This is a genomic window from Lachnospiraceae bacterium (assembly GCA_025758065.1).
Classification (GTDB): Bacteria; Bacillota; Clostridia; order Lachnospirales; family Lachnospiraceae; genus Enterocloster.
Map to the genome: position 1 here is coordinate 1,921,099 of CP107199.1, position 24,641 is coordinate 1,945,739.

General features: G+C 44.4%; 20 protein-coding genes. 17 read left to right on the plus strand and 3 right to left on the minus strand.

Annotated elements, in window-relative coordinates; genetic code table 11:
• The first annotated feature begins 7 nt into the window (after positions 1-7).
• Positions 8-1,234: a dicarboxylate/amino acid:cation symporter gene (locus OGM16_08990; GenBank protein ID UYJ48325.1), complete on the plus strand. Its 1,227-nt coding sequence runs from the start codon at positions 8-10 to the stop codon at positions 1,232-1,234.
• 70 nt (positions 1,235-1,304) lie between these two features.
• On the opposite strand, the gene OGM16_08995 is transcribed toward OGM16_08990, so the two are convergent.
• On the minus strand, positions 1,305-2,873 hold the full coding sequence (locus tag OGM16_08995; GenBank protein UYJ48326.1) for an SPFH domain-containing protein: 1,569 nt from the start codon (positions 2,871-2,873) through the stop codon (positions 1,305-1,307).
• Between the two features lie 173 nt (positions 2,874-3,046).
• Entirely contained in the window at positions 3,047-3,280 is a 234-nt protein-coding gene (locus OGM16_09000; protein ID UYJ48327.1) for a hypothetical protein, read from the minus strand.
• Between the two features lie 191 nt (positions 3,281-3,471).
• On the opposite strand from OGM16_09000, the gene OGM16_09005 reads away from it, so the two are divergent.
• The 6 genes from OGM16_09005 (at position 3,472) to OGM16_09030 (ending at position 8,335) form a co-directional block, all read left to right on the plus strand.
• Complete coding sequence (locus OGM16_09005; GenBank protein UYJ48328.1) at positions 3,472-4,245, plus strand: tRNA threonylcarbamoyladenosine dehydratase; 774 nt, start codon at positions 3,472-3,474, stop codon at positions 4,243-4,245.
• A 110-nt stretch (positions 4,246-4,355) separates the two neighbouring features.
• Positions 4,356-4,982: a cyclodeaminase/cyclohydrolase family protein gene (locus OGM16_09010; GenBank protein ID UYJ48329.1), complete on the plus strand. Its 627-nt coding sequence runs from the start codon at positions 4,356-4,358 to the stop codon at positions 4,980-4,982.
• A 15-nt stretch (positions 4,983-4,997) separates the two neighbouring features.
• On the plus strand, positions 4,998-5,834 hold the full coding sequence (locus OGM16_09015) for a bifunctional 5,10-methylenetetrahydrofolate dehydrogenase/5,10-methenyltetrahydrofolate cyclohydrolase (protein ID UYJ48330.1): 837 nt from the start codon (positions 4,998-5,000) through the stop codon (positions 5,832-5,834).
• A 181-nt stretch (positions 5,835-6,015) separates the two neighbouring features.
• Entirely contained in the window at positions 6,016-6,855 is an 840-nt protein-coding gene (locus OGM16_09020; protein ID UYJ48331.1) for a basic amino acid ABC transporter substrate-binding protein, read from the plus strand.
• Positions 6,856-6,903: 48 nt separating this feature from the next.
• Positions 6,904-7,596 carry an amino acid ABC transporter permease gene (locus OGM16_09025; protein ID UYJ48332.1) on the plus strand — a complete coding sequence of 231 codons (693 nt, stop codon included), beginning with the start codon at positions 6,904-6,906 and terminating at the stop codon, positions 7,594-7,596.
• A gap of 16 nt (positions 7,597-7,612) precedes the next feature.
• Positions 7,613-8,335, plus strand: a complete 723-nt coding sequence (locus OGM16_09030) for an amino acid ABC transporter ATP-binding protein (protein ID UYJ48424.1) — start codon at positions 7,613-7,615, stop codon at positions 8,333-8,335.
• Between the two features lie 59 nt (positions 8,336-8,394).
• Here the strand turns inward: OGM16_09030 and OGM16_09035 are convergent, their stop codons facing one another.
• Positions 8,395-8,856 (minus strand): MarR family transcriptional regulator, encoded by a 462-nt coding sequence (locus tag OGM16_09035; protein ID UYJ48333.1) that lies wholly within the window; start codon positions 8,854-8,856, stop codon positions 8,395-8,397.
• Between the two features lie 549 nt (positions 8,857-9,405).
• Here OGM16_09035 and ftsH point away from each other — a divergent pair.
• The 10 genes from ftsH to OGM16_09085 all read left to right on the plus strand — a co-directional run bounded on the left by ftsH (position 9,406) and on the right by OGM16_09085 (position 24,631).
• Positions 9,406-11,280, plus strand: a complete 1,875-nt coding sequence (ftsH, locus tag OGM16_09040; protein UYJ48334.1) for an ATP-dependent zinc metalloprotease FtsH — start codon at positions 9,406-9,408, stop codon at positions 11,278-11,280.
• Between the two features lie 653 nt (positions 11,281-11,933).
• The gene (locus OGM16_09045) at positions 11,934-12,221 is read left to right on the plus strand and encodes a hypothetical protein (protein ID UYJ48335.1); all 288 of its coding nucleotides are present in this window, start codon (positions 11,934-11,936) and stop codon (positions 12,219-12,221) included.
• A 170-nt stretch (positions 12,222-12,391) separates the two neighbouring features.
• Positions 12,392-13,660: a BMP family ABC transporter substrate-binding protein gene (locus OGM16_09050; GenBank protein ID UYJ48336.1), complete on the plus strand. Its 1,269-nt coding sequence runs from the start codon at positions 12,392-12,394 to the stop codon at positions 13,658-13,660.
• 129 nt (positions 13,661-13,789) lie between these two features.
• On the plus strand, positions 13,790-15,322 hold the full coding sequence (locus tag OGM16_09055; GenBank protein UYJ48337.1) for an ABC transporter ATP-binding protein: 1,533 nt from the start codon (positions 13,790-13,792) through the stop codon (positions 15,320-15,322).
• Positions 15,315-16,430 (plus strand): ABC transporter permease, encoded by a 1,116-nt coding sequence (locus OGM16_09060; protein ID UYJ48338.1) that lies wholly within the window; start codon positions 15,315-15,317, stop codon positions 16,428-16,430. Before OGM16_09055 ends, OGM16_09060 begins: the two co-directional genes overlap by 8 nt.
• An 11-nt stretch (positions 16,431-16,441) precedes the next feature.
• On the plus strand, positions 16,442-17,422 hold the full coding sequence (locus OGM16_09065; protein ID UYJ48339.1) for an ABC transporter permease: 981 nt from the start codon (positions 16,442-16,444) through the stop codon (positions 17,420-17,422).
• Positions 17,419-19,122 (plus strand): arginine degradation protein, encoded by a 1,704-nt coding sequence (locus OGM16_09070; protein UYJ48340.1) that lies wholly within the window; start codon positions 17,419-17,421, stop codon positions 19,120-19,122. The genes OGM16_09065 and OGM16_09070 overlap by 4 nt, the downstream gene beginning before the upstream one ends.
• A 195-nt stretch (positions 19,123-19,317) precedes the next feature.
• Positions 19,318-22,146: an excinuclease ABC subunit UvrA gene (gene uvrA / locus OGM16_09075; GenBank protein ID UYJ48341.1), complete on the plus strand. Its 2,829-nt coding sequence runs from the start codon at positions 19,318-19,320 to the stop codon at positions 22,144-22,146.
• A 684-nt stretch (positions 22,147-22,830) separates the two neighbouring features.
• Positions 22,831-23,256 carry a MarR family transcriptional regulator gene (locus OGM16_09080; protein UYJ48342.1) on the plus strand — a complete coding sequence of 142 codons (426 nt, stop codon included), beginning with the start codon at positions 22,831-22,833 and terminating at the stop codon, positions 23,254-23,256.
• Between the two features lie 28 nt (positions 23,257-23,284).
• A complete protein-coding gene (locus OGM16_09085; protein ID UYJ48343.1) occupies positions 23,285-24,631 on the plus strand; it encodes an MATE family efflux transporter in 1,347 nt (448 codons plus the stop codon).
• The last annotated feature ends 10 nt before the right edge of the window (positions 24,632-24,641 follow it).

Here is a 24,641-nt window from a genome sequence, read left to right on the forward strand (position 1 = left end):
CATACATATGAATCCAATAAAAAAATGGAACCAGTTAGGATTATTCACCAGAATTATGGTGGGATTTGTTCTTGGTATTGCAGCAGGACTTATTTTTGGAGAGAAAGCAACAAAGCTGGCATTTCTTGGAACTATATTGACCCGTCTGCTGACTATGGTAGTTGCACCATTGGTGCTGGGACTTTTGATATGTTCGGCAGCAGATGTAAAGGATTTTAAAACATTAGGAAAAATTGGAGGAAAGACATTAGGAATTTTTCTTGGCGGTACTGCAATAGCTGTTGCTATTGGTCTTGTTTTATGTAATATCATGCAGATTGGCGCTGGATTTGTGATGGAGTCAGCGCAGGCCTATGATGCAAAAGAAATCCCAAGTATTGTAGATACTCTGATGGACATTATTCCAACCAATCCATTTAATTCTTTAAGCACACAAAATCTGCTTCAGATCATCTTTTTCTCATTATTGTTAGGCTTTGCTTTGATCAAACTGGGAGAAAAAGGAGAACCTGTTCTGAATTTCTTCCGTGCATGGACAGAGGCATGGAAGGAAATTACGAACATTGTTCTGGAATTTACACCATATGGCGTATTTGGTCTGATGGCAAATATTGTTGGTAAATATGGTATGGGTGTTATGCTTCCTTATATGAAAACAATTGCTGCATGTTATATTACCTGTGCATTATTTACCGTTTTTGTACAAGGTGGATTAATGGCTGGTCTGTACGGCGGGATCAGTCCGGTCCGTTTTTTCTCGGTCATGAAAGAAGCAATGCTTTTTGTATTTGCAACCTGCTCCAGCGTGGCAACGATACCATTAAACTTAAAATGCACGAAAGAGTTAGGTGTCAGTGATAAGATTGCAGATTTTGTTATTCCATTCGGTGCAGTTATGAATATGAATGGAACAGCAATTTATGAGGCAGTAGCAGTTATTTTTGCATCACAGGTTTTTGGCATTCAATTAACACTGACCCAGCAGATCATGGTCATGGTAACAGCAGTTTTAGCTTCCGTAGGAACAGCAGGTATCCCTGGTTCCGGTCTGGTGATGCTGACTATTGTCTTGAATGCAGTACATCTGCCATTGGAAACAATTGGCCTGTTAGCTGGTATTGACCGCATTTTTAACATGGCACGAGTTATTCCTAATATTGTAGGTGATGCTGCCGCAGCAGTTGTAGTAGCAAAAAGTGAAGGCGAATTAAATACAGTAGGGTTAAAAAAATAATATAAAAAAATGGGTTGCTGTGTTTATGTGCAGCAACCCATTTTTGAACAAAAAATCCATACAAATGTGGTCAGGAATTCACTGTGGCAGAACTGGTATCAGCAGTTGCCCCATTTTCAGCAACAGGTTTGTCAGCGGGAGCTGTATCAGCAGCGATCACCTGCTTCAAGGCATCCTCTGCCCCGTTCAGGTTAATATTCCTGGTCACCTTGGCATCATATGTATCTGCTTTCATGATCTCAGCCAGGTCAACGCCTGTAGCCTCTTTCATGGACTCAAACAGCTTTGCCATAACCACAGGCACATTGCCTGCAACGTTGCCAACACCGTCATCAGACCCATTTCCACCGCCGATAATGGTGATCTTGTCGATCTGGGATAATGGTTCTGCGATCTTTCCGGCAATTTCAGGAAGGACTTTCATCATCATTTCTGCCATAGCAGCGTGGTTGTACTTCTGGTAAGCCTGTGCTTTCTTTTCCATACCTTCTGCTTCTGCTAAAGCCTTTGCCTGGATAGCGGCAGCTTCTGCTTCACCTCTCGCCCGGATACCTTCTGCTTCCTGGAGCATAGCGTATTTCTGTGCTTCCGCCTGGGCCTTTCGTGCTTCTGCTTCCTTTTCCTGTTCGTATTTCTTTGCTTCTGCTTCTCTCTGGCGGCGGGTCAGGTCAGCGGCAGCAGCCTGCTCAATGGCATAACGGTCAGCATCCGCTTTCTTATTGATCTCAGCTTCCAATGCCTGCTGCTGTACAGCAACTTCCTGTCTGCGCAGTTCTGCTTCACGTTCCGCCTTGGCGATCTGTGCGTTAACAGTAGCAGCCTGGATGGTCTTTTGCTGTTCCTGCTTCTGGATCTCATAAGCAGCGTCTGCTTCCGCCTTTTTGGTATCAGAAGCCTTCTGTAATTCCGCCTTTTTAATAGCCAGTTCATTATTCTTCTGTGCAATCTCTGTTTCTGCCAGAACTCTTGCCTCATTGGAAGCCTTATCTGCAGCAGCCTGGGCAATGGCAATATCACGTTCTGCCTCCGCCTTTGCAATGGAAGCGTCCTTGCGGATCTTAGAAGTATTATCCATACCAAGATCCTGGATCAGGCCATGTTCATCGGTCACGTTCTGGATATTGCAGGAAAGGATCTCAATTCCCAGCTTCTCCATATCCTTAGAAGCCTTTGCCATAACCTGATCTGAGAAAGAGTCACGGTCTGTATTGATCGCACGCAGAGTCAACGTACCGATGATCTCTCGCATATTACCCTGAAGAGAGTCCTGCAGATCAGCGGCGATCTTGGCGGAGTTCTTATTTAAGAAGTTTCGCATAGCAAGCTTTAACATAGCCGGATCATCTGCCACGCGCACCTTTGCAACTGCATCTACCATGACATTGATAAAATCGTTGGTAGGAATGTATTCATCTGTTTTAATATCAACAGTGATCTGGCCAAGATACAGCTTATCTAACTGTTCAAAGAAAGGCAGCTTTAAACCGGCGCGGCCTACCAGGACTCTGGGCTCTTTTCTGAGACCGGAAATAATGTAGGCGTGATCCGGCGGGGCTTTTACATACCCCTGGGTTATGATGAGAAGCACCAGAAGCACTACCAGGATAACGGGACCAAAATAGAGGATCAGTTCTAACATAGGAACTCCTTTCTGACACTGCCGGAAAGCTGTGTCCGCAGCTTAAAGTAAAGTGCTGTATTTATCTGCATGTATTGATATGTATCTGAATTTTAACATAAAAATGTTCTAAAATATATACACTTAATTAAATTGTCAAAAAAAAGTAAGGAAAAAAGAAATGGCTGGGGAAATCATTTCTCCAGCACATTTTTTAAGCCTCCTAAAAACTCAATATCCTCTTTTTTCACACGGATATTAGCAGCCATGGTCTTTCCAGAACTGTTAGTGACTTTGATCTCGATCAGGCTTCCTTCATCTAAAAAGCTTTCCCTTGAAGCTGTTTTTACAAAGGAGATCATCTTCGGGTGATTGGTCCGGAATTTTTCCCAGGATGGTTTTAAAGCAAGAAAATTCATTGGATTCATGTCCTGTACACCTCTTTCGCGGCTGAATACGCCAGTTAGTTATAACTATTATACCCAAAGGTTTACCAATTGACAAGACAGCGGGTATGAAGTATCATTTTTTAAGGAATAGTTGCTGTACATGAAACATATGAACAGTAACATCATGTGATGCTACTGACAAGCAAGTGACAGATAAAGAGGAAAAACACATGTTAAATCAGTTTTCAAGAACAGAATTATTATTTGGCAAAGCAGCCATGGAGAAGCTGGCTTCTTCCCGGGTGGCAGTATTCGGGATCGGCGGAGTAGGCGGCTATGTGTGTGAGGCACTGGTGCGAAGCGGAGTAGGTGCATTTGACCTGATCGACGATGACAAAGTATGTCTGACAAACTTAAACCGCCAGATTATTGCAACCCGTAAAACAGTAGGAAAATATAAGACAGATGTAATGAAAGAGCGTATTCTGGAGATCAATCCAGATGCAGAGGTAGAAGTCCATAAATGCTTCTTCCTGCCGGAAAATGCAGGGGAATTTCCATTTGAAGACTACGACTATATTGTAGATGCAGTAGATACTGTTACAGCCAAGCTGGAACTGGTAATGAAAGCAAAAGAAAAGGGAGTTCCCATCATCAGCTCCATGGGTGCCGGAAATAAATTAGATCCCACCATGTTCCGGGTGGCAGATATTTATAAAACAAAAGTCTGCCCACTGGCAAAAGTCATGCGCCGTGAGCTGAAAAAAAGAGGAGTAAAGAAATTAAAGGTAGTTTACTCCGAAGAGCAGCCTGTAAGACCGATCAATGATATGGCGATCAGCTGCAGAAATCACTGTATCTGTCCGCCGGGAGCAGCCCATAAATGTACGGAACGCCGGGATATTCCGGGAAGTACGGCATTTGTGCCCTCAGTGGTAGGTCTGATCATTGCAGGCGAAGTCATCAAAGATCTGACAAGAGATGTGATGGTTAAAGCAGAGTAGTAATTGGAAAAATATGGAAAACAAAATATGCATTGTGTGTATGTTAAGGTAAATGTTTCTTTATCAATCTGTCTGCTTTGCAGACAGAACGTATGGATCAAGGAGAGAAAATGACAGAAGAGAAAAAGATATGTGAATACCTGGAGGTCCTTTCTTCCAAGGCACCGGTTCCAGGTGGCGGCGGGGCATCCGCTTTAGCAGGAGCGCTGGGAAATGCCCTGGGACAGATGGTGGTAAACCTGACTGTAGGAAAGAAAAAATATGCAGAAGTAGAAGAAGAAATGCAGGAATATCTGGAGCACTTAAAAACCATGCAGCAGGAATTCTTACATTTATCCGACCGTGATGCAGAAGTATTCGCACCTTTAGCAGAATGCTACCGCCTGTCGTCTGCCACACCGGAAGAAAAAGAACACAAGGAAACGGTTATGGAAGAGAAGCTGTTGGATGCCAGCATGGTTCCGGTAGAGATCATGGAGAAAGCCTTAGAACTGTTAGAAATTTTAGACGTTTTAGCAGATAAAGGCAGCCGTATGGCAGTAAGCGATGTTGGCGTAGCTGTACAATTTACCCGTACAGCGCTTCTTGGAGCTGTCATGAATGTATATATAAATACGAAATCCATGAAAAACCGTGAAAAAGCAGAAGAGATCAACCAGAATGCAAAACGTATGATCAAGATCGGTATTTCCCAGGCAGATGAGATCTACGAAAAAGTCCTGGAACAGCTTGTATAAAAGGAGGACACAGTTATGGAATTAATAAAAGGCGCTCCTGTTTCCGCAAAGATCAAAGAAGAAGTAGGGGCAATGCTTGAAAAAATAAATGGGCCGGCACCAAAGCTGGCTATTGTCCGCGTAGGGGAAAATCCGGATGACATGTCCTACGAAAGAGGCGCAGTAAAGAAAATGGACGCATTTGGATTACGCTCCCAGTGCTATACATTTCCTGCTGATATTACAGATGAAGATTTCAAAAAAGAATTTACTGCGATCAACGCAGATACAGATGTAAGCGGTATTCTTCTCCTTCGTCCTCTTCCAAAGCAGATCTGTGAAAAAGACATTGAAGCTATGATCGACCCCCAAAAAGATCTGGATGGTATTTCACCGGTGAATATTGCAAAAGTATTTTCCGGGGATCCTACCGGCTTTGCACCATGTACACCGGAGGCAGTCATCGAAGTATTAAAAGCCTATAATATTCCCATGGAAGGAAAAAGAGCAGTCATTGTAGGCCGCAGCATGGTAGTAGGCCGTCCGCTTTCCATGCTCCTTTTAAAAGAGAACGCAACAGTCACCATCTGCCACACCCGTACAAAAGACCTGCCGGGAACCTGCCAGCAGGCTGAGATACTGGTGGCAGCTGCAGGAAAAGCAAAAATGCTGGATGATTCTTATGTAGGAGAAAATACTACAGTGATCGATGTAGGCATTAATGTAGATGAAAACGGAAAACTCTGCGGTGATGCAGCAGCTGATACGTTAGAGGAAAAATCTGGAAAGCTTACACCTGTTCCGGGAGGCGTAGGTGCAGTTACTACAGCTGTTCTTGCCAAACACCTGGTACAGGCAGCTCTCAGAAAGTAAATTGCCGCTTTATAACACTTTCATGGCAAAAGATAAGGTTGTGCATAAACTTCATAAATATAATGTATAATTTTACTCTTGCTAAAAAGAAAAAAAGCATTATAATAGAACAGACAGCATCCCTGAATCTATTGAGGGAAAACATAATAATATGCATAAACATGCAAGAGGAGAAAACATTATGAAAAAAAGAGTGATGGCACTGACAATGGCTGCTCTTATGGCAGCATCCTTAACCGCATGCGGCGGTTCCGCAAAAGAGACAACAGCAGCTGCAGCAGCAGATACAACTGCAGCAGCAAAAGAAGAATCCACTGCAGCAGAGAGTACAGCAGCTGAGTCAAAGGAAGCAGCAGGCGGCAAACTGGTTATGGCAACCAACGCTGAGTTCCCTCCATATGAGTATTATGATGGAGACAAGATCGTAGGTATTGATGTTGATATCGCACAGGCTATTGCTGATGAACTTGGCATGACCTTGGAGATCGAAGATGTTGCATTTGATTCCATTATCCCTGAGATCGTATCCGGTAAGGCTGATATGGCTTTAGCTGGTATGACTGTAACTGAAGACCGTAAGGCATCTGTAGATTTCTCTGATACCTATGCAACTGCTTCCCAGATGATCATCGTTAAGGAAGACAGCAAGATCGCTGGTCCAGATGACTTAAAGGGAGTGACTGTTGGTGTTCAGTTAGGAACTACCGGTGACATCTATGTATCTGATCTGGAAGCAGACGGAACTACTGTAGAGCGTTATAACAAGGGCTTTGAGGCTGTTCAGGCATTAAGCCAGGGCAAGATCGATGCAGTTGTTATTGACGGTGAGCCGGCAAAGACCTTTGTATCTGAGTCAGAAGGCTTAAAGATCTTAGACGAAGCATTCACTGTAGAAGAGTATGCTATTGCTGTAAAGAAGGGCAATTCCGAGCTGCTTGACAAGATCAACACAGCATTAGAGAGCTTAAAGGACAACGGAACTCTGGACGAGATCGTAGCTAAGTACATCAAGGCAGAGTAAACAAGTATTACTTAGAAACAAGTATTTAAAACGTAAAGGATGATCGGCATGTGGAAAAATTTTACAGATGCATTTTATCTGAATTTTATTTCAGATGATCGGTGGCATTATATTGCAGATGGTCTTAAGACTACACTGATCATAACCTTCTTTGCCTGCATGATGGGCATTGTTTTAGGATTTATCGTAGGTATGATCCGCTCTACCCACGATAAAACAGGAAAATTAAAACTGCTGAATATTCTGTGCAAGATCTACCTGACAGTTATCCGCGGTACACCTGTAGTTGTTCAGCTGCTGATCATCTATTTTGTTGTATTTGGAAGTACACGTATTGATAAAGTTCCGGTAGCGATCATGGCATTTGGCATCAACTCCGGCGCTTATGTTGCAGAAATTTTCCGAAGCGGTATCATGTCAATTGATGCAGGACAGATGGAAGCAGGACGAAGCCTTGGCTTCAACTATGCACAGACCATGTGGTACGTGATCATGCCCCAGGCATTCAAAACCGTACTGCCAACTTTGTGCAACGAGTTCATTTCTCTGTTAAAAGAGACCTCTGTTTCAGGTTATATTGCGATCCAGGATCTTACTAAGGGCGGCGACATCATTCGAAGCAGAACCTACAGTGCGTTCATGCCATTGATCGCAGTTGCACTGGTTTACCTGGTTATTGTTATGATCTTCACAAAACTGATCCAGATTCTGGAAAGGAGGCTGCGTCAGAGTGAGCGGTAATGAAAAAAGAGAGCCTTTGATCCAGGTTCAGAACCTTGGAAAGAGCTTTGGAAAAATCGATGTATTAAAAGATATCACGGTAGATATTTACAAAGGTGATGTGGTATTTGTAGTAGGACCATCCGGTTCCGGTAAAAGTACCTTCTTACGCTGCTTAAACCGTCTGGAAGAGCCTACAAAAGGTCATATTTATTTTGAAGGCACTGATATTACAGATCCGAAGACAGATATTGATAAACACCGTCAGAAAATGGGAATGGTATTCCAGCAGTTCAATCTGTTCCCACATATGGATATCATGAAAAACCTGATACTGGCGCCTATGAAGCTTCAGGGAAAAAGCCAGCAGGAAGCAGAGGCAGAGGCTATGCGCCTTTTAGAGCGCGTTGGTCTTGCTGACAGAGCCCATGCATATCCAAGCCAGTTATCCGGTGGTCAGAAACAGCGTATTGCCATTGTAAGGGCACTTTGTATGAAACCAGACGTAATGCTCTTTGATGAGCCGACTTCTGCTCTTGACCCGGAAATGGTAGGCGAGGTATTAAACGTAATGCGTGACCTGGCCGATGAAAAAATGACCATGGTAGTAGTAACCCACGAAATGGGCTTTGCAAGAGAAGTCGCTACCAGAGTCATGTTTATGGACGGCGGTTACTTCGTGGAAGAAGCTGCACCGGAAGAATTCTTTTCAAATCCTAAAAATGAGCGCCTGAAATCTTTCTTAAGTAAGGTGCTGTAAAAAAGAGTGGCAACAGATGAAGATTTGTTGTCACTCTTTTTTGCCATGCTTTTGTCTGTTTAACAGCTCCCCTTGAATTTCACCAATAACGGAATCAATTTCTCCAGACAATCCTCCAGCTGCCCCAGCTCTTCTGATGAAAATCCTTTCAGTCCATCCATGGTACATTCAAGCATCGCCTGTTTTACTTCTTCAAATTCCGTCCGTCCGTCATCTGTCAATGTCACATAAACCTGCCGCCGGTTCCTCTCATCATGGATCCTTTTCACCAGTCCTATGGCTTCCAGATCATTTACCAGCTTTGTCAGCTGCTGTTTTGTGATCCCCATCTCGTCAGCCAGAAAACTCATAGTAGGCTGTGTATATTCGGGCATACTTAAAATAAAAAGAACCTGAAATCCTGCTTTATTTGCTTTTACCTGGTTTTGCTGCTGATACTGGCATTTAGCCATATTAAAAAAACGGATAGCAAAATCCATAAATTTTAAGCCGGCAGAAGAAAGCTCCTGTTTATCAACCATAAAACGACTCCTTTCTTTCCTGATGTATTTTTTTGTTTTCTATTTCAAAGTTTCATATGATGATGTTGGGGTCAAAAGGTATTTTGACCCCTCTGATACCGAATTGCTACGTGCTTTGCACTCCCGCAATTCTAAAAACATTCGTAATCCGCTCATTTTTCTTCAAAAAATGGCTCCTTACTCATGTTTTTGGCGGGTCCCAAGTTCAAAAATCCTCCTTCATGCAAGCACTCATCGGATTTTAGACCTTTTGACCCTGGTATCATATGATGTGAGTGTCAAAAGTAAATTTTGCCACTCACTGATGTAACCGGATTGCTCCATTGCTATGCAATTCCCGCAATCCTCATATTGGTTTTATATATACAAACGGTATCACAACAAATATGAAATGTCAATAATTATTAAAAGTAAATAAAAATTTACTATTTTCTATTGACAAAATCTGGAAGCGGGGTTATTTTAACATCAGGAAAGCGAAAACCTTCGGCAATCGCGAAAAACAAAACCAAAATCAAACTAAAATAAAAAATAAAAGGAGAAAAAACAATGGGCGTAAAAAACGACAACAGCAGCAATAACAATAACAGAAAACCCTATTTATACTACTACTGTATCGTCCTTCTCATTGTAATGGTATTAAACGCGTTAGTATTTCCATCTGTCATGGAACGTTCCGTAGAAGTACCATTTAATGAGTTCACCACACAGTTAAGTTCAGGAAACGTAGAACAGGTCTACGTCAACAGTGACTATACAGAAATCCTGTATACATTAAATGAGGATAAAAACAAAACGTGGTCTGCGGTTACCTATAAAACAGGAAACATGACTACAGCAGATGACCTGGTAAACCGTCTGGAAAGCGCAGGAGTACAGAATTACAGCAGAGAGATACCAACTCAGGCATCGCCATTACTTAACTTCCTGACCACCTGGGTATTCCCGATCCTTATGTTTGTGATCATTGGTCAGCTTATGGGCCGTATGATGGCCAAGCGTATGGGTGGTGGAAGCAGCGCAATGACTTTTGGAAAATCCAACGCAAAAATATACGCAGAAAAAGAAACAGGCGTAACCTTTAACGATGTAGCAGGAGAAGAAGAAGCCAAAGATGCCTTAAAAGAGATTGTAGATTTTTTACACAACCCGGATAAATACGCACAGATCGGTGCAAGCCTTCCAAAGGGAGCTTTACTTGTAGGTCCTCCAGGAACCGGTAAGACCCTTCTGGCAAAAGCAGTAGCAGGCGAGGCAAAGGTGCCGTTTTTCTCCATTTCCGGATCTGAATTTGTAGAAATGTTCGTAGGAATGGGAGCAGCCAAAGTAAGAGATTTATTCAAACAGGCCAACGAAAAAGCTCCATGTATCGTTTTCATCGATGAGATCGATACCATTGGTAAAAAGCGTGACGGTGGTGGAATGGGCGGAAACGATGAGCGAGAACAGACCTTAAACCAGCTTCTTACAGAAATGGACGGTTTCGACGGAAAGAAAGGCGTTGTTATCTTAGCAGCTACCAACCGCCCTGAGTCCCTTGACCCGGCTCTTCTTCGTCCGGGACGTTTTGACCGCCGTGTGCCGGTAGAACTTCCGGATCTTCAGGGCCGTGAAGCTATCTTAAAAGTCCATGGCCGCAAAGTAAAAATGGACGAATCCGTTGATTACAATGTGATCGCCAGATCCACAGCAGGTGCCAGCGGCGCTGAGCTTGCAAATATTATAAATGAAGCAGCTTTAAGAGCTGTCCGCCAGGGAAGAAGCCTTGTGTCCCAGGAAGATTTACAGGAAAGCGTAGAAACTGTCATTGCAGGCTATCAGAAGAAAAATGCAGTGATCCCGGCAGATGAGCGCAAGATCGTAGCTTATCATGAAGTAGGACACGCACTTGTAGCTGCCTGCCAGACCCACAGCGCACCGGTACAGAAGATCACCATTATTCCAAGAACATCAGGTGCATTAGGCTATACCATGCAGGTAGATGCAGGTGAAAAATATCTGATGAGCAAAGAAGAGGCATTAAATAAGATCGCAACCTTTACCGGAGGCCGTGCAGCTGAAGAGCTGATCTTCCATTCTATTACTACAGGCGCGTCTAACGATATTGAACAGGCAACCAAGATCGCCAGAGCCATGGTCACTCGTTACGGCATGACAGATGAATTCGATATGGTGGCTATGGAAACAGTAAACAACCAGTATTTAGGCGGTGATACTTCTCTGACCTGTTCACCTGAAACAGCCAGAATGATAGATGAGCAGGTAGTAAAGATCGTCCGTACCCAGCATGAAAAAGCATTAAATATCCTGAAAGAAAACGAAGGCAAGCTTCATGAGATCGCAAAGTATCTTCTGGATAAGGAAACCATCACGGGAGAAGAATTTATGGAGATCTATGAAAGAAATGACGCAGATGTAAATTAGGATATTGTTGACTAAGGTCCGAAAGCCGCCGGTGCACATGACAGATGCGCATTTGGGAGAAAATCCTTTGTTCGTGGGCTTGCGCCGCCTATTGTCAGAACTGCGAACCAAACTCGCACGCTTTGCGTGCTCAAACAGTGGTTCTCCGTTCTGACGCTATGCGCGCCCACTCACGGATTTTCAAACAAATGCTTATTCTGTCATGTGCACCGGCGGCTTTCTACGTTATTGGTAATAAAAAATGTAGGAGCAAACCAATAAACAGTTTTCATGCAGGAGGGGGATTGTACTTAAGTACGGCATTTTTTATGTGACATATCCAATACAGTAGAAAGGGCTCCTCCATGTATAATAAGCATTCGTTAGGCAATTTTGTCCATTTTGTGAGCATAGCTGGCAGGTTGGAGGCACTGTTTGAGCGAACGCAGTGAGCGAGTTTGCCGGAGACCTGACTAATCGGCAGCGGAGCAAAATGGACAAAATTACCGTGAATGCGTTTATACATGGAAGAGCCCTTTCGGACCCTATTGAACTAAATCCCAATATAATAATACATCAATGACATAGCTTCGTCACATCTGTAATCGTAAGATTTTGTTCGATTGCATTTGTGACAGGGCTGTGTTATTCTAAAAATAAAAGGAGGAAGGGGCATGAAAAACTTATTGGAACAGCTGTATGCAGGGGAACTGGTTCCCGCAGAATTAAAAATAGAAGGAAATGAGGAATACGAGGCGCTTTGCAGGAAATCCCTGGAAGAAATAGAAAACTTTACAGAAAAGCTGGATAAAGAAAGCCGGAAAGAATTTCAAAATGTATTAGATACTTACCTGGAATTAACTTATCTTGAAAAACGGCAGTCATTCTGTGACGGATTCCGAATTGGGGCAGGTGTTATGTGTGAAATATTCCATGATAGATCAGTTAGAAGTAATTTATAAATAATTGCTTATAAATATTAATAAGTATGACTTTACAATAAAAACTATACAATTGTAAAAAAAGTATCGCAATATTACTAAGAATATTGACAATTTAAAAGAGCATGCTATAATAAGGTCTGTATTTGAGACTTTAATAACCGGGAATCATCAAATGGAGGAGATGTATTATGAAGGGAAAGAAGATCATCAGTGCAGCATTAGCAGGTGTTATGGCGCTCTCATTAACAGCATGTGGAGGCGGTTCCGCGCAGGAAACAACAGCGGCTCCTGCAGCTGGTTCTAAGGCAGAAGAGACCACAGCTGCAGCAGAAGGCTCAGAGGCAGCCACTGGTAAAGGCGTAACTAAAGAAGACTTAAAGGTTGGCTTTATTTTCATCGGTGATGAAAACGAAGGTTATACAGCCGCTCATTACAAGGGCGCAAAAGAAATGCAGGAAGCATTAGGATTAAATGATGACCAGCTGATCGTAAAATGGAATATTCCGGAAGATGAGACAGCAAAGGACGCAGCAATGGACTTGGCGGATCAGGGATGCCAGATCGTATTTGCAAACAGTTTTGGCCATGAATCATATGTAATAGAAGCTGCAAAAGAATATCCGGAGGTCCAGTTCTGCCACGCAACCGGTTTCCAGGCAGCAGGCAGTGGACTTTCCAATATGCATAACTTCTTCACATCTATTTACGAAGCACGCTATGTATCTGGTGTAGTTGCAGGCCTTAAGTTAAATCAGATGATCGAAGATGGTACTGTAAAAGAAGATGCCTGCAAGATCGGTTATGTAGGTGCTTATCCATATGCTGAGGTTATCAGCGGCTACACCTCTTTCTTCTTAGGTGCACGTTCTGTTTGCCCATCCGCTACTATGGAAGTTAAATACACCAACAGCTGGGCAAGCTTTGACCTGGAAAAAGAAGCAGCAGACGCCCTGATCTCTGATGGCTGTGTACTGATCAGCCAGCATGCAGATACCACTGGTGCCCCAACCGCCTGCGAGGCAGCGGGAGTTCCTTGTGTAGGCTATAATATTTCCATGATCGCAACTGCTCCTGACCAGGCACTTACTTCTGCAAGCAACAACTGGGGCATTTATATGACCTATGCTGTACAGTCTGTACTGGATGGAACTGAGATCCCTGCTGACTGGTGCAAGGGCTTCTCTGATGGCGCAGTTCTTATAACTGAGTTAAATGACAAGGCAGTTGCTCCTGGAACAAAGGAAAAGGTAGAAGAAGTAGAAGCTAAGTTAGCAAGCGGCGAGCTTCATGTATTTGATACTTCTACATGGACTGTAAATGGTGAGACACTGGATAGCTATAAGAAAGACGGAAGTGACATTGAGTACATTTCTGACGGATATTTCCATGAGTCTGAATTTGCTTCTGCACCGGCATTTGATATTTTTATCGACGGTATCAAAAACATTGACAACTAATAGGTCAACAAATAATATTGCTCTTTCGAGTAAATGAAAGCTTTAGAAAGCGGAGTCACCATTTGTCTGGCTCCGCTTTCTTGAATCGTAAAAATATCATTGAACGCGCGAAAAAGGAGGTTTTGCCTGGTGAGCGAATCATATGCCATTGAGCTGAAGAACATTACAAAACGGTTTGGCAAAGTAACAGCCAACGACAAAGTATGCCTGTCCGTAAAGAAGGGAGAGATATTATCCATTCTGGGAGAAAATGGAAGTGGAAAGACCACTCTTATGAACATGATATCCGGTATTTATTATCCGGACGAAGGACAGATCCTGGTAAATGGAAAAGAGGTGACTATCCGTTCGCCAAAGGACTCCTTTGCTTTAGGAATCGGTATGATCCATCAGCATTTTAAGCTGGTAGATGTGCTGACTGCGGCAGAAAATATTATTTTAGGACTTTCCGGAAAAGAAATACTGGATATGAAAAGTGTTACGGCAAAGATCAATGAACTGACCAGCCGCTATGGCTTTGATCTGGATCCAAACCAGAAAATATACACTATGTCCGTGTCGCAGAAACAGACAGTAGAAATTGTCAAACTGCTTTACCGCGGTGTGGATATCCTGATCCTGGACGAGCCTACAGCGGTTCTGACACCACAGGAAACGGAAAAGCTGTTTACTGTCCTTCGCAATATGCGTGAAGCTGGTCATTCCATTATCATCATCACCCATAAGCTTCATGAGGTTTTATCCCTTTCTGACCGTGTTTCCGTTCTGCGAAAAGGCGCTTATATTGGTACTGTCCCGACAAAAGACGCCACAGAAGCTTCTCTTACAGAGATGATGGTAGGCAAGAAGGTTGCTTTAAATATCGAACGTCCTGAAACGGTGAATCCACAGAAACGTCTGGTAATGGAACATGTGACCTGTGTGGATAAAGAGGGTGTAAAGACTCTGGATGACGCAGGATTTACAGCCTACAGCGGCGAGATTTTAGGAATTGCAGGAATTGCAGGAAGCGGCCAGAAAGAGCTGCTGGAGGCCATTGCAGGGCTTCAGCCAATGGAGGACGGAACCATCCGGTATTATCCTCCGGAAGGTGGAGAAGAGACTCTATCCGGCATGAGTCCGGCGGCTATCCGCAAACTGGGCATTAAGCTTTCCTTTGTTCCTGAGGACCGTCTGGGAATGGGTCTGGTGGCAGCCATGGGCATGACTGACAATATGATGCTTCGGGGCTATAAAAAGGGTATGCCTTTCTTTACAGACAGGAAAACGCCAAAAGCAATGGCTGAGCAGCTGATCAAAGAGCTGGAGATCGTTACTCCCGGTGTCTCTACACCTGTTGGACGTCTTTCCGGTGGAAATGTACAGAAGGTACTGGTAGGACGTGAGATATCATCAGATCCCCGTGTACTTATGGTAGCATATCCGGTGCGCGGTCTGGATATCAACTCTTCCTATACGATCTATCATTTATTAAATGAACAGAAAAAGCAGGGAGCGGCGGTTATCTTCGTAGGTGAAGACCTGGACGTGCTCCTGGAGCTTTGCGACCGCATTCTGGTGCTTTGCGGTGGAAAAGTAAGCGGGATCGTAGACGGAAGAACAGCTACAAAAGAAGAAATAGGACTTATGATGACAAAGACAGGAGGCGGACAGGATGAGTAAGGAAATAAGTGGAGTTACGAATAAAGAGCCTCTGATGCATATTTCCAAGCGGGACGGCATTGAAACATGGAAGAGCTGGCTGATCCGCATGATTGCAGTGCTGTTATCACTGGTAGTTTGTGCAGGTGTGATCGTGGCTCTTACCGGTTTAAATCCGATTGAAGTATATAAGGGCATTTTTGACGGCGCTATTGGCACTAAGCGCCGTGCGTGGATGACTATCCGTGATACACTGGTGCTTTTGTGTATCGCAGTTGGTATTACCCCGGCATTTAAAATGCGTTTCTGGAACATTGGTGCAGAAGGCCAGGTACTTATCGGCGGTGTTACCTCAGCTGCTATGATGATCTATCTGGGAAATTCCCTTCCTCCTGTAATATTATTTCCCTTAATGTTCCTTGGCAGTGCAGCAGCAGCTATGATCTGGGGCGTGATTCCGGCATTTTTCAAGGCTTACTGGAATACAAATGAGACACTGTTTACCCTGATGATGAACTATGTTGCAACCCAGGTCATTACCTATTGTATTATTTTCTGGGAAAATCCAAAGGGATCCAACTCTGTAGGAACTATTAACTCCACTACAAAGGGCGGCTGGATCCCAAAGCTTTTTGGTCTGGACTATGGCTGGAACCTGGTGATCGTACTGGCTCTGACTGTTGCTATGTTCATTTACTTAAAATACAGCAAACAGGGATATGAGATCGCAGTTGTAGGTGAAAGTGAAAATACAGCCCGCTATGCAGGAATCAATGTAAAACGTGTTATCCTGCGCACCATGGCACTGTCCGGTGCTATCTGCGGTATTGCAGGCTTTATCATTGTTGGCGGCGCAAGCCACACCATTTCCACCAGTACAGCAGGCGGCAGAGGCTTTACAGCCATCATTGTTTCCTGGCTGAGCAAATTCAATACCTTTGTGATGATCCTGGTATCCTTCTTTCTGGTGTTCATGCAAAAAGGTGCAGGACAGATCGCGTCCCAGTTTAACTTAAACGAAAATGCCTCAGATATCATCACCGGTATTATCTTGTTCTTTATCCTGGGCTGCGAGTTCTTTATTAACTACAAAGTGGGATTCAGGAGCAGGAAAAAGAGGGGAAAATAGGAGGTGGATATATGGGATTATTGATCATTTTTATGCAGAAGGCCATTGGACAGGGAATCGGTATCCTTTATGGTGCTTTAGGTGAGATATTAACAGAAAAATCCGGAAACCTGAATCTGGGTATTCCCGGAATGATGTATATGGGAGGCATCGCCGGACTGATCGGTGCTTTCCTTTATGAAAACAGCAGCGCTGCGCCAAATGGAGCTGTGGGAGTTCTTATTTCTTTCCTGTGCGCATTTTTATGTGCGGCCTTAGGCGGCTTGGTCTACAGTGTGCTGACCATTACCTTACGTGCCAACCAGAATGTAACCGGTCTGGCACTTACTACTTTCGGTGTTGGCTTCGGCAATTTCTTTGGCGGTTCTCTTTCCAAGCTGGCAGGGGGTGTTGGACAGATCTCTGTTGCAGTGACTGGTGCGGCTTTTAAGAAACAGATCCCGGTACTTTCCGGCTTTGGTGCAGTGGGACAGATGCTGTTTTCATATGGATTTTTAACTTATCTGGCCATCATCCTGGCACTGGTGTTGGCATTTTTCCTTGGAAAGACCAGAAAAGGACTGAACCTGCGGGCAGTAGGTGAAAGCCCGGCTACAGCAGATGCGGCTGGCATCAATGTTACTGTATATAAATATCTGGCAACCTGTATTGGTGGCGGCATCAGCGGTCTTGGCGGTTTATACTTTGTTATGGAATATTCCGGAGGAACCTGGACTAATAATGGTTTTGGTGACAGAGGCTGGCTGGCTATCGCCCTTGTTATCTTTGCTCTCTGGAAGCCTGTAAATGCTATCTGGGGCTCGATCCTCTTTGGCGGCCTTTATATACTGTATCTTTATATTCCGGGACTGGACCGCGGCGCCCAGGAGATCTTTAAGGCACTGCCTTATGTAGTAACCATTATCGTACTGGTATTTACAAGTCTGAGAAAGAAAAGGGAATATCAGCCGCCGGCAAGTCTGGGACTGGCATATTTCCGTGAGGAACGATGAGAGGATTAATTGAACGGTATGTAAGGGAAATGGTAAAAATCCCCAGCACTTCCAATACAGAGATGGAAAAAAACTGTGCAGACTATATTGCAGAGGAACTGGCAAAGCAGCCTTATTTTAAGGAGCATCCAGAGCAGACAGGAAAATATCTGCTGCCAGAGGACAGCTTAGGCCGGTCTGTGCCCTGGGGTCTGGTAAAAGGAAATGGCAGATCCCGTAAGACCATTATCCTTACAGGTCATTATGACGTAGTGGACACAGAAGAGTATGGAAATGAGCGAGCTCTGGCCTATGATGTGGAAAAATGGGAAAATCTGGTAAAATCTGGAAATGTTCTGCCTGGTATGCCCGATGAGGTAAAAGAAGATTTCCTTTCTGGTGACTGGATGTTTGGCAGAGGGACCGCGGATATGAAAGGCGGGCTTTCTGTTGGGCTGGTGTTATTGGATTGGTATGGGAAAATATTGGCTGAGGCAGAGGGGAAAGCTCGTAGTGTGGCCGTTTCTGAAGCGGAGGTTGCCTCTGAACTGGGGGATGCCTCTGGAATATCCGGCAACCTCCTGTTTGTAACTGTACCAGATGAAGAAGGTTACTCCGCCGGAATGCGTGGTGCTGTGCCATTTTTAAATGAGGTAAAAGAACGCTTTGACCTGGAATATACTGCACTTATCGATCTGGAACCGGCTTCTATGGAAAATGGGGCAAAGACCATTTATACAGGTTCTGTTGGAAAAACAATGCCTGCTGTTCTGGTCCAGGGCGTAAAAGCCCATGTATTAAACTGCTTCCATGGTGTCAGCTCCCTGGGCGTTTTAAGCAGCTTTTTCATGAAAACAGAGCTGGCACCGGAATTTGCGGAAAAAAGCACTGCGGAGATCTGCCCGCCGCCAACCTGGTTCTGTCTCCGTGACCGGAAAGAAGGCTATGATGTGTCTGTGCCTTTCAGGGCTGGCGGATACATGAGCATGCTTGGTTTTGAGAAAACACCGGATGAAGTGATAAAACGGCTGAAAGCGCTGGGAAGAGAAAGCTTTGAAGAATATGCCCGGGGAATGGAAGAAAAGTGGAAAGCAGTAAACTGCAGCCCCTTCAAGTGTCCCGGCGCAGCAGCCGCTGCAGAAGCAGAAGTTCTTACAGTCAGTGAGTTGCTGGCATACTGCCGCAAAGAACAGGGAGAAGCCTTTACTACCTGGTTTTCAGAAACTTATAAAGCCCAGAAAGCCCGCCTAGATAAAGGCGAGACCAATTTCCCGTCTGCCACTCTTGATTTTATGGAACAGCTGTTAAACCAGTCGAAAATCTCCGGCCCGGTCATGCTTCTTGGCTTTGCGCCTCCATTTTATCCTGCTGTAGACAGTGGGGAAGAAGGAAAACTGCTTTTTGAAGAGATGAAAAAAGCAGCGGAAAAAGAAGGAGTTTCCCTGAAATGCCATGAATATTTCTGTGGTATCTCTGACTTAAGCTACTGCGGTGGAATGGACAAGGAAGAACTGGCTGCCTATGCAGCCCAGACACCATTATGGGGCAGTGCCTATGCTATGGATATAGAAGCAATGGCAAGATTAAAGATCCCATCCATGCTCTTTGGGCCATGGGGAAAAGACATCCATACCCGGTGGGAGCGTGTAAATAAAGCCAGTTTATATGAAAAAACGCCGGCTGTATTAAAAAACTTTATCGAACAAATGTTTGATAAATAAATATGAATGTGGTATACTAAAAAGCGCAGGGAGAAATTTGCCCTGCGCTTTTCATCATCTGCTGCTTGTAAAATGTGAGTAGCGGATGGATCACGTTATTGATTTTGAGAAACATTTATGTGCTTTCGGAATCTTTTCGCAAAATCAGGCACAGAAAGATTCCGAGAGAACATTACTAGAAAAAGGAGTCATAGCATGCCAAAGCAGTATATAAAAATACGCGGCGCAAATGAGCACAATCTTAAAAATATATCCGTAGATATCCCAAGAGATGAATTGGTGGTCCTCACCGGACTTTCCGGTTCCGGCAAGTCATCTCTGGCTTTTGATACTATTTACGCAGAGGGCCAGAGACGTTATATGGAGTCTCTGTCTTCCTATGCAAGGCAGTTCTTAGGACAGATGGAAAAACCGGAAGTAGAAAGCATAGAAGGTCTTTCACCGGCTATTTCCATTGACCAGAAGTCCACCAACCGGAATCCACGTTCTACGGTAGGAACTGTGACGGAGATCTATGACTATATGCGTCTTCTCTATGCCCGTATCGGTATCCCACACTGTCCAAAGTGTGGCAGGGAGATCCACAAACAGACCATCGACCAGATGGTAGACCAGATCATGGCTATGCCAGAGCGGACCAGGATACAGCTTTTAGCTCCGGTTGTCCGGGGAAGAAAGGGCGAACATGTTAAAGTACTGGAACAGGCCAGAAAAAGCGGCTACATGCGTGTTCGTATTGACGGGAATCTGTACGAGCTTTCAGAGGAGATCAAATTAGAGAAAAATATTAAGCACAATATTGATATCATTGTAGACCGTCTGGTAGTAAAAGAGGGGATTGAAAACCGTCTGACAGACTCTATTGAAACGGTTATGTCCTTAAGCAACGGCCTGATGACTGTAGATGTGATCGGCGGGGAACCGGTGAATTTCAGCCAGAGCTTTTCCTGTCCGGACTGTGGTATCAGTATTGATGAAGTAGAACCCAGGAGCTTTTCCTTCAATAACCCCTTTGGCGCATGCCCGGAGTGCTTTGGTTTAGGCTATAAGATGGAATTTGATGAGGATCTGATGATCCCGGATAAATCTCTTTCTATCTCCCAGGGGGCTATCGTGGTTATGGGGTGGCAGTCCTGTACAGACAAGGGAAGCTTTACCAGAGCTATTTTAGATGCCTTGGCAGAAGAATATCATTTCAGCCTGGATACCCCATTTCAGGATTATCCAAAGGAGATCCATGATATCATCATCTACGGCACCGGCGGTCGTGAGGTAAAAGTCCGTTATAAGAGCCAGAGGGGCGAGGGCATTTACGATGTGGCTTTTGAAGGGCTTATTGAAAATGTAAACCGACGATATAAAGAGACATTTTCAGAAAACTCCAAGGCAGAATATGAAACTTATATGAGGATCACTCCATGTCCGGCATGTAAGGGACAGCGACTGAAAAAGGAGTCTCTGGCAGTTACAGTAGGCGGTCTGAACATTTACCAGGCCACCAACATGTCCATTGTGAAATTTAAGGAATTTATGGATAAGCTGACACTGACACCTATGCAGCAGACCATTGGTGCCTCTATTTTAAAAGAGATCAGGGCACGCATCAGCTTCCTTATTGATGTGGGGCTGGATTATCTTTCACTTTCCCGTGCTACGGGCACACTTTCCGGCGGTGAAGCCCAGAGGATTCGCCTGGCGACTCAGATCGGCTCTGGTCTGGTGGGAGTGGCTTATATTCTGGATGAGCCGAGTATCGGACTTCACCAGAGAGATAATGATAAATTGCTGAAAACTTTACTGCATCTGCGTGATCTGGGAAACAGCGTTCTGGTAGTAGAACACGATGAAGATACCATGCGTGCAGCGGACTGCATTGTGGATATCGGACCGGGAGCCGGGGAACATGGTGGACAGATTGTTGCAGTGGGAACTGCAGAAGAGATCATGAAGAACCCGGATTCCATAACAGGTGCCTATCTCAGCGGCCGCCTGCAGATCCCGGTTCCTGATCAGCGGAGAACACCAACCGGCTGGATCACAGTGCGTGGTGCAGAAGAGAATAACCTGAAAAAGATCGATGTTTCCTTCCCACTGGGAGTGATGACCTGCGTTACCGGTGTATCCGGTTCCGGTAAAAGCTCTCTTGTAAACGAGATCCTATATAAATCCCTTGCAAAGAAGTTAAACCGTGCAAGGACCATTCCTGGAAAGCATAAATGCATTGAAGGAGTGGAGCAGTTAGATAAGATCATTGCCATTGATCAGTCTCCAATTGGACGTACTCCACGTTCCAATCCGGCTACATATACCGGTGTATTTGACCTGATCCGTGACCTGTTCGCTTCTACAGCAGACGCAAAGGCAAAAGGCTATAACAAGGGAAGATTCAGCTTTAACGTAAAAGGCGGCCGGTGCGAAGCCTGCTCCGGCGATGGTATCATTAAGATCGAGATGCACTTCCTTCCGGATGTATATGTGCCATGTGAAGTCTGCGGCGGAAAGCGTTATAACCGTGAAACACTGGAGGTAAAATACAAGGGAAAGAGCATTTATGATGTCCTGGATATGACCGTGGAAGATGCCTTGAAATTCTTTGAAAATGTGCCTTCCATTACCAGAAAGATCCAGACATTATACGATGTAGGTCTTGGTTATGTCCGTCTGGGTCAGCCGTCTACGGAACTTTCCGGTGGTGAAGCCCAGCGTATTAAGCTGGCTACGGAGCTTTCCAAGCGCAGCACCGGAAAGACCATTTATATCCTGGATGAGCCTACCACGGGACTGCATTTTGCTGATGTCCACAAGCTGATCGAGATCCTTCGTCGTTTATCTGAGGGTGGAAATACGGTTGTAGTTATTGAACATAACCTGGATGTGATCAAAACCGCAGATTATATCATTGATATCGGCCCTGAAGGTGGTGATAAGGGGGGAACCGTCATTGCCAAAGGAACTCCTGAAGAAGTAGCAGAAAGCCCGGTTTCCTATACGGGAAAATATGTGAAAAGATATCTGGGACATTGATCATTACGGTGGGATATTAGGATATTGTTGACTAAGGTCCGAAAGCCGCCGGTGCACATGACAGATGCGCATTTGGGAGAAAATCCTTTGTTCGTGGGCTTGCGCCGCCTATTGTCAGAACTGCGAACCAAACTCGCACGCTTTGCGTGCTCAAACAGTGGTTCTCCGTTCTGACGCTATGCGCGCCCACTCACGGATTTTCAAACAAATGCTTATTCTGTCATGTGCACCGGCGGCTTTCTACGTTATTGGTAATAAAAAATGTAGGAGCAAACCAATAAACAGTTTTCATGCAGGAGGGGGATTGTACTTAAGTACGGCATTTTTTATGTGACATATCCAATACAGTAGAAAGGGCTCTTCCATGTATAATAAGCATTCGTTAGGCAATTTTGTCCATTTTGTGAGCATAGCTGGCAGGTTGGAGGCACTGTTTGAGCGAACGCAGTGAGCGAGTTTGCCGGAGACCTGACTAATCGGCAGCGGAGCAAAATGGACAAAATTACCGTGAATGCGTTTATACATGGAAGAGCCCTTTCGGACCCTATTGAACTAAATCCCAATATGACAATAAGTCCTTGACGTATAATTTTTTTTTGCTTAAAATACTTAGGAACCGAATCAAATAATAGAGATCAATACCACCAATATTATCAAATTCATATTAAAAGGAGTCTAATATTCATGGATACAGGAAAAGTAATCAATAAAATATCTAACCGCCTGCGCCGCAGGTCGGTGGCTCTCCAGGAAAAACTGGGAATGAGCGGAGCTCAGGGGAATATTTTAAATTATATCCTGGTAGACGGCAGGAAAAGGCCTGTTTATCAGAAGGATATTGAAAAAGAATTCGGCCTGCGGCCGTCTACGGCTACGGAAGCGCTGAAAAATCTGGAAGCCAAGGGTCTCATCTGCCGGATCAGTGAAAAACAGGACGGCCGTTTAAAGCGGATCGAACTTACATCAAAGGCAGAGGAAATCCGTCATCTTATTACCAGTGAGATCGCTGAGTCAGAAAATCTGCTGCTAAAAGGTATTACAGAAGAGGAAAGACGGATTTTTATTGAAATTGGCAAGAAAATGCTTAAAAATCTGGATGAAGCAGAATAGAGAAACGGAATAGAAGGAAGTAAAACATATGGAACAACAGAAAAAAGACACCAATGACCAGGAACTGATGCGTTCCATGAAAGTATCAAAAGCAGTAGCAGCTATGGCAATCCCCAGTGTGATCAGTAGCCTGGTCACAGTGGTCTACAACATGGCAGATACCTTTTTCGTAGGACAGACAGGCGATGCCCTTCAGGTGGCGGCAGTCAGCCTGACAAATCCTATTTTTATTCTCCTTATGGCCTTTGCCAATATGTTTGGTATGGGCGGAAGCGCAGTGGCATCTATGGCCATGGGAGAGGGAAAGCCGCAGAAAGTAAAAAATACTACGGCTTTTATTACATATGCCAGCCTGACTGTAGGTGTTGGGGCAGCAGTGCTTTTATTGGCGTGTATGTCGCCTATCCTGAAAATTTTTGGCGCAAATGGGGAAACCTATGAATATGCTAAAGGTTATGTTCAGTATATTGCCTGGGGAGCGCCTTTTATCATCTGGTCTGCGGCAGCCAGCTTTGTAGTACGGTCAGAAGGCGCCAGCAAAGAAGCCATGATCGGAAGTATGGTGGGAACCATTGCAAACATTGTACTGGATCCGCTGTTCATTACTGGGCTGCATATGGGAGCTGCCGGTGCAGCCATTGCGACCACCATTGGAAATATCCTTGCAAGTCTGTATTTTGTATGGTATTTCCTGAAAAAATCCAGACAGCTGTCCATCCTTCCGAAAGATTTTACATTGAGAGAACAGATTTCAGGAAGAGTCTGCGCCATCGGCCTTCCCACCGCTATTTTTTCCGCTCTTATGAGCGTATCTACCATTGTTATCAACCAGATCCTGGTAAAATATGGAAATGCGCCGGTAGCCGCCATCGGTATTGTATTTAAAGCGAATATGTTTATTACATTCCTGCAGATGGGATTGGCTAATGGAGTACAGCCATTATTAGGTTACAGCTATGGCGCTGGAAATATCAGCCGGTTCAGGGAAGTAGAGCGTTTTACAAAGATATGCTGTCTTGTGACCGGTATTGCGGCTACAGTGTTGTATTTTATAGGAAGAGAACCGATTATCCGCATGTTCATCAGTGATGATGAGGTGGTTTATTACGGTGTGAAGATGCTCGTTGCATACATGATCTCAGGTCCTGTGATCGGTATGCTGTTTGTAAATATGAATTGCATGCAGTCTGTAAATCATTCGCTTCCGGCAACGATCCTTTCTGTTATGCGTCAGGGCGTCCTCCTGATCCCACTTTTATATGTATTACAGTTTTTCTGGGGAATGGAAGGCGTAATTTATGGACAATCCATTACAGATTATATAGCTGTATTTTTATCAGCTGTTCTCAGGAGAAATATAAGAAAAAAGCTGTAACAATTACTTT

Coding starts and splice junctions, on each gene's coding strand:
- OGM16_09050 (UYJ48336.1), top strand. CDS start 12,392: ATGAAGGGAAAGAAGATCATCAGTGCAGCATTAGCAGGTGTTATGGCG.
- OGM16_09000 (UYJ48327.1), bottom strand. CDS start 3,280: ATGAATCCAATGAATTTTCTTGCTTTAAAACCATCCTGGGAAAAATTC.
- OGM16_09035 (UYJ48333.1), bottom strand. CDS start 8,856: ATGGTTGATAAACAGGAGCTTTCTTCTGCCGGCTTAAAATTTATGGAT.
- OGM16_09065 (UYJ48339.1), top strand. CDS start 16,442: ATGGGATTATTGATCATTTTTATGCAGAAGGCCATTGGACAGGGAATC.
- OGM16_09060 (UYJ48338.1), top strand. CDS start 15,315: ATGAGTAAGGAAATAAGTGGAGTTACGAATAAAGAGCCTCTGATGCAT.
- OGM16_09020 (UYJ48331.1), top strand. CDS start 6,016: ATGAAAAAAAGAGTGATGGCACTGACAATGGCTGCTCTTATGGCAGCA.
- OGM16_08990 (UYJ48325.1), top strand. CDS start 8: ATGAATCCAATAAAAAAATGGAACCAGTTAGGATTATTCACCAGAATT.
- OGM16_08995 (UYJ48326.1), bottom strand. CDS start 2,873: ATGTTAGAACTGATCCTCTATTTTGGTCCCGTTATCCTGGTAGTGCTT.
- OGM16_09080 (UYJ48342.1), top strand. CDS start 22,831: ATGGATACAGGAAAAGTAATCAATAAAATATCTAACCGCCTGCGCCGC.
- OGM16_09025 (UYJ48332.1), top strand. CDS start 6,904: ATGTGGAAAAATTTTACAGATGCATTTTATCTGAATTTTATTTCAGAT.
- ftsH (UYJ48334.1), top strand. CDS start 9,406: ATGGGCGTAAAAAACGACAACAGCAGCAATAACAATAACAGAAAACCC.
- OGM16_09015 (UYJ48330.1), top strand. CDS start 4,998: ATGGAATTAATAAAAGGCGCTCCTGTTTCCGCAAAGATCAAAGAAGAA.
- OGM16_09005 (UYJ48328.1), top strand. CDS start 3,472: ATGTTAAATCAGTTTTCAAGAACAGAATTATTATTTGGCAAAGCAGCC.
- uvrA (UYJ48341.1), top strand. CDS start 19,318: ATGCCAAAGCAGTATATAAAAATACGCGGCGCAAATGAGCACAATCTT.
- OGM16_09045 (UYJ48335.1), top strand. CDS start 11,934: ATGAAAAACTTATTGGAACAGCTGTATGCAGGGGAACTGGTTCCCGCA.
- OGM16_09010 (UYJ48329.1), top strand. CDS start 4,356: ATGACAGAAGAGAAAAAGATATGTGAATACCTGGAGGTCCTTTCTTCC.
- OGM16_09085 (UYJ48343.1), top strand. CDS start 23,285: ATGGAACAACAGAAAAAAGACACCAATGACCAGGAACTGATGCGTTCC.
- OGM16_09070 (UYJ48340.1), top strand. CDS start 17,419: ATGAGAGGATTAATTGAACGGTATGTAAGGGAAATGGTAAAAATCCCC.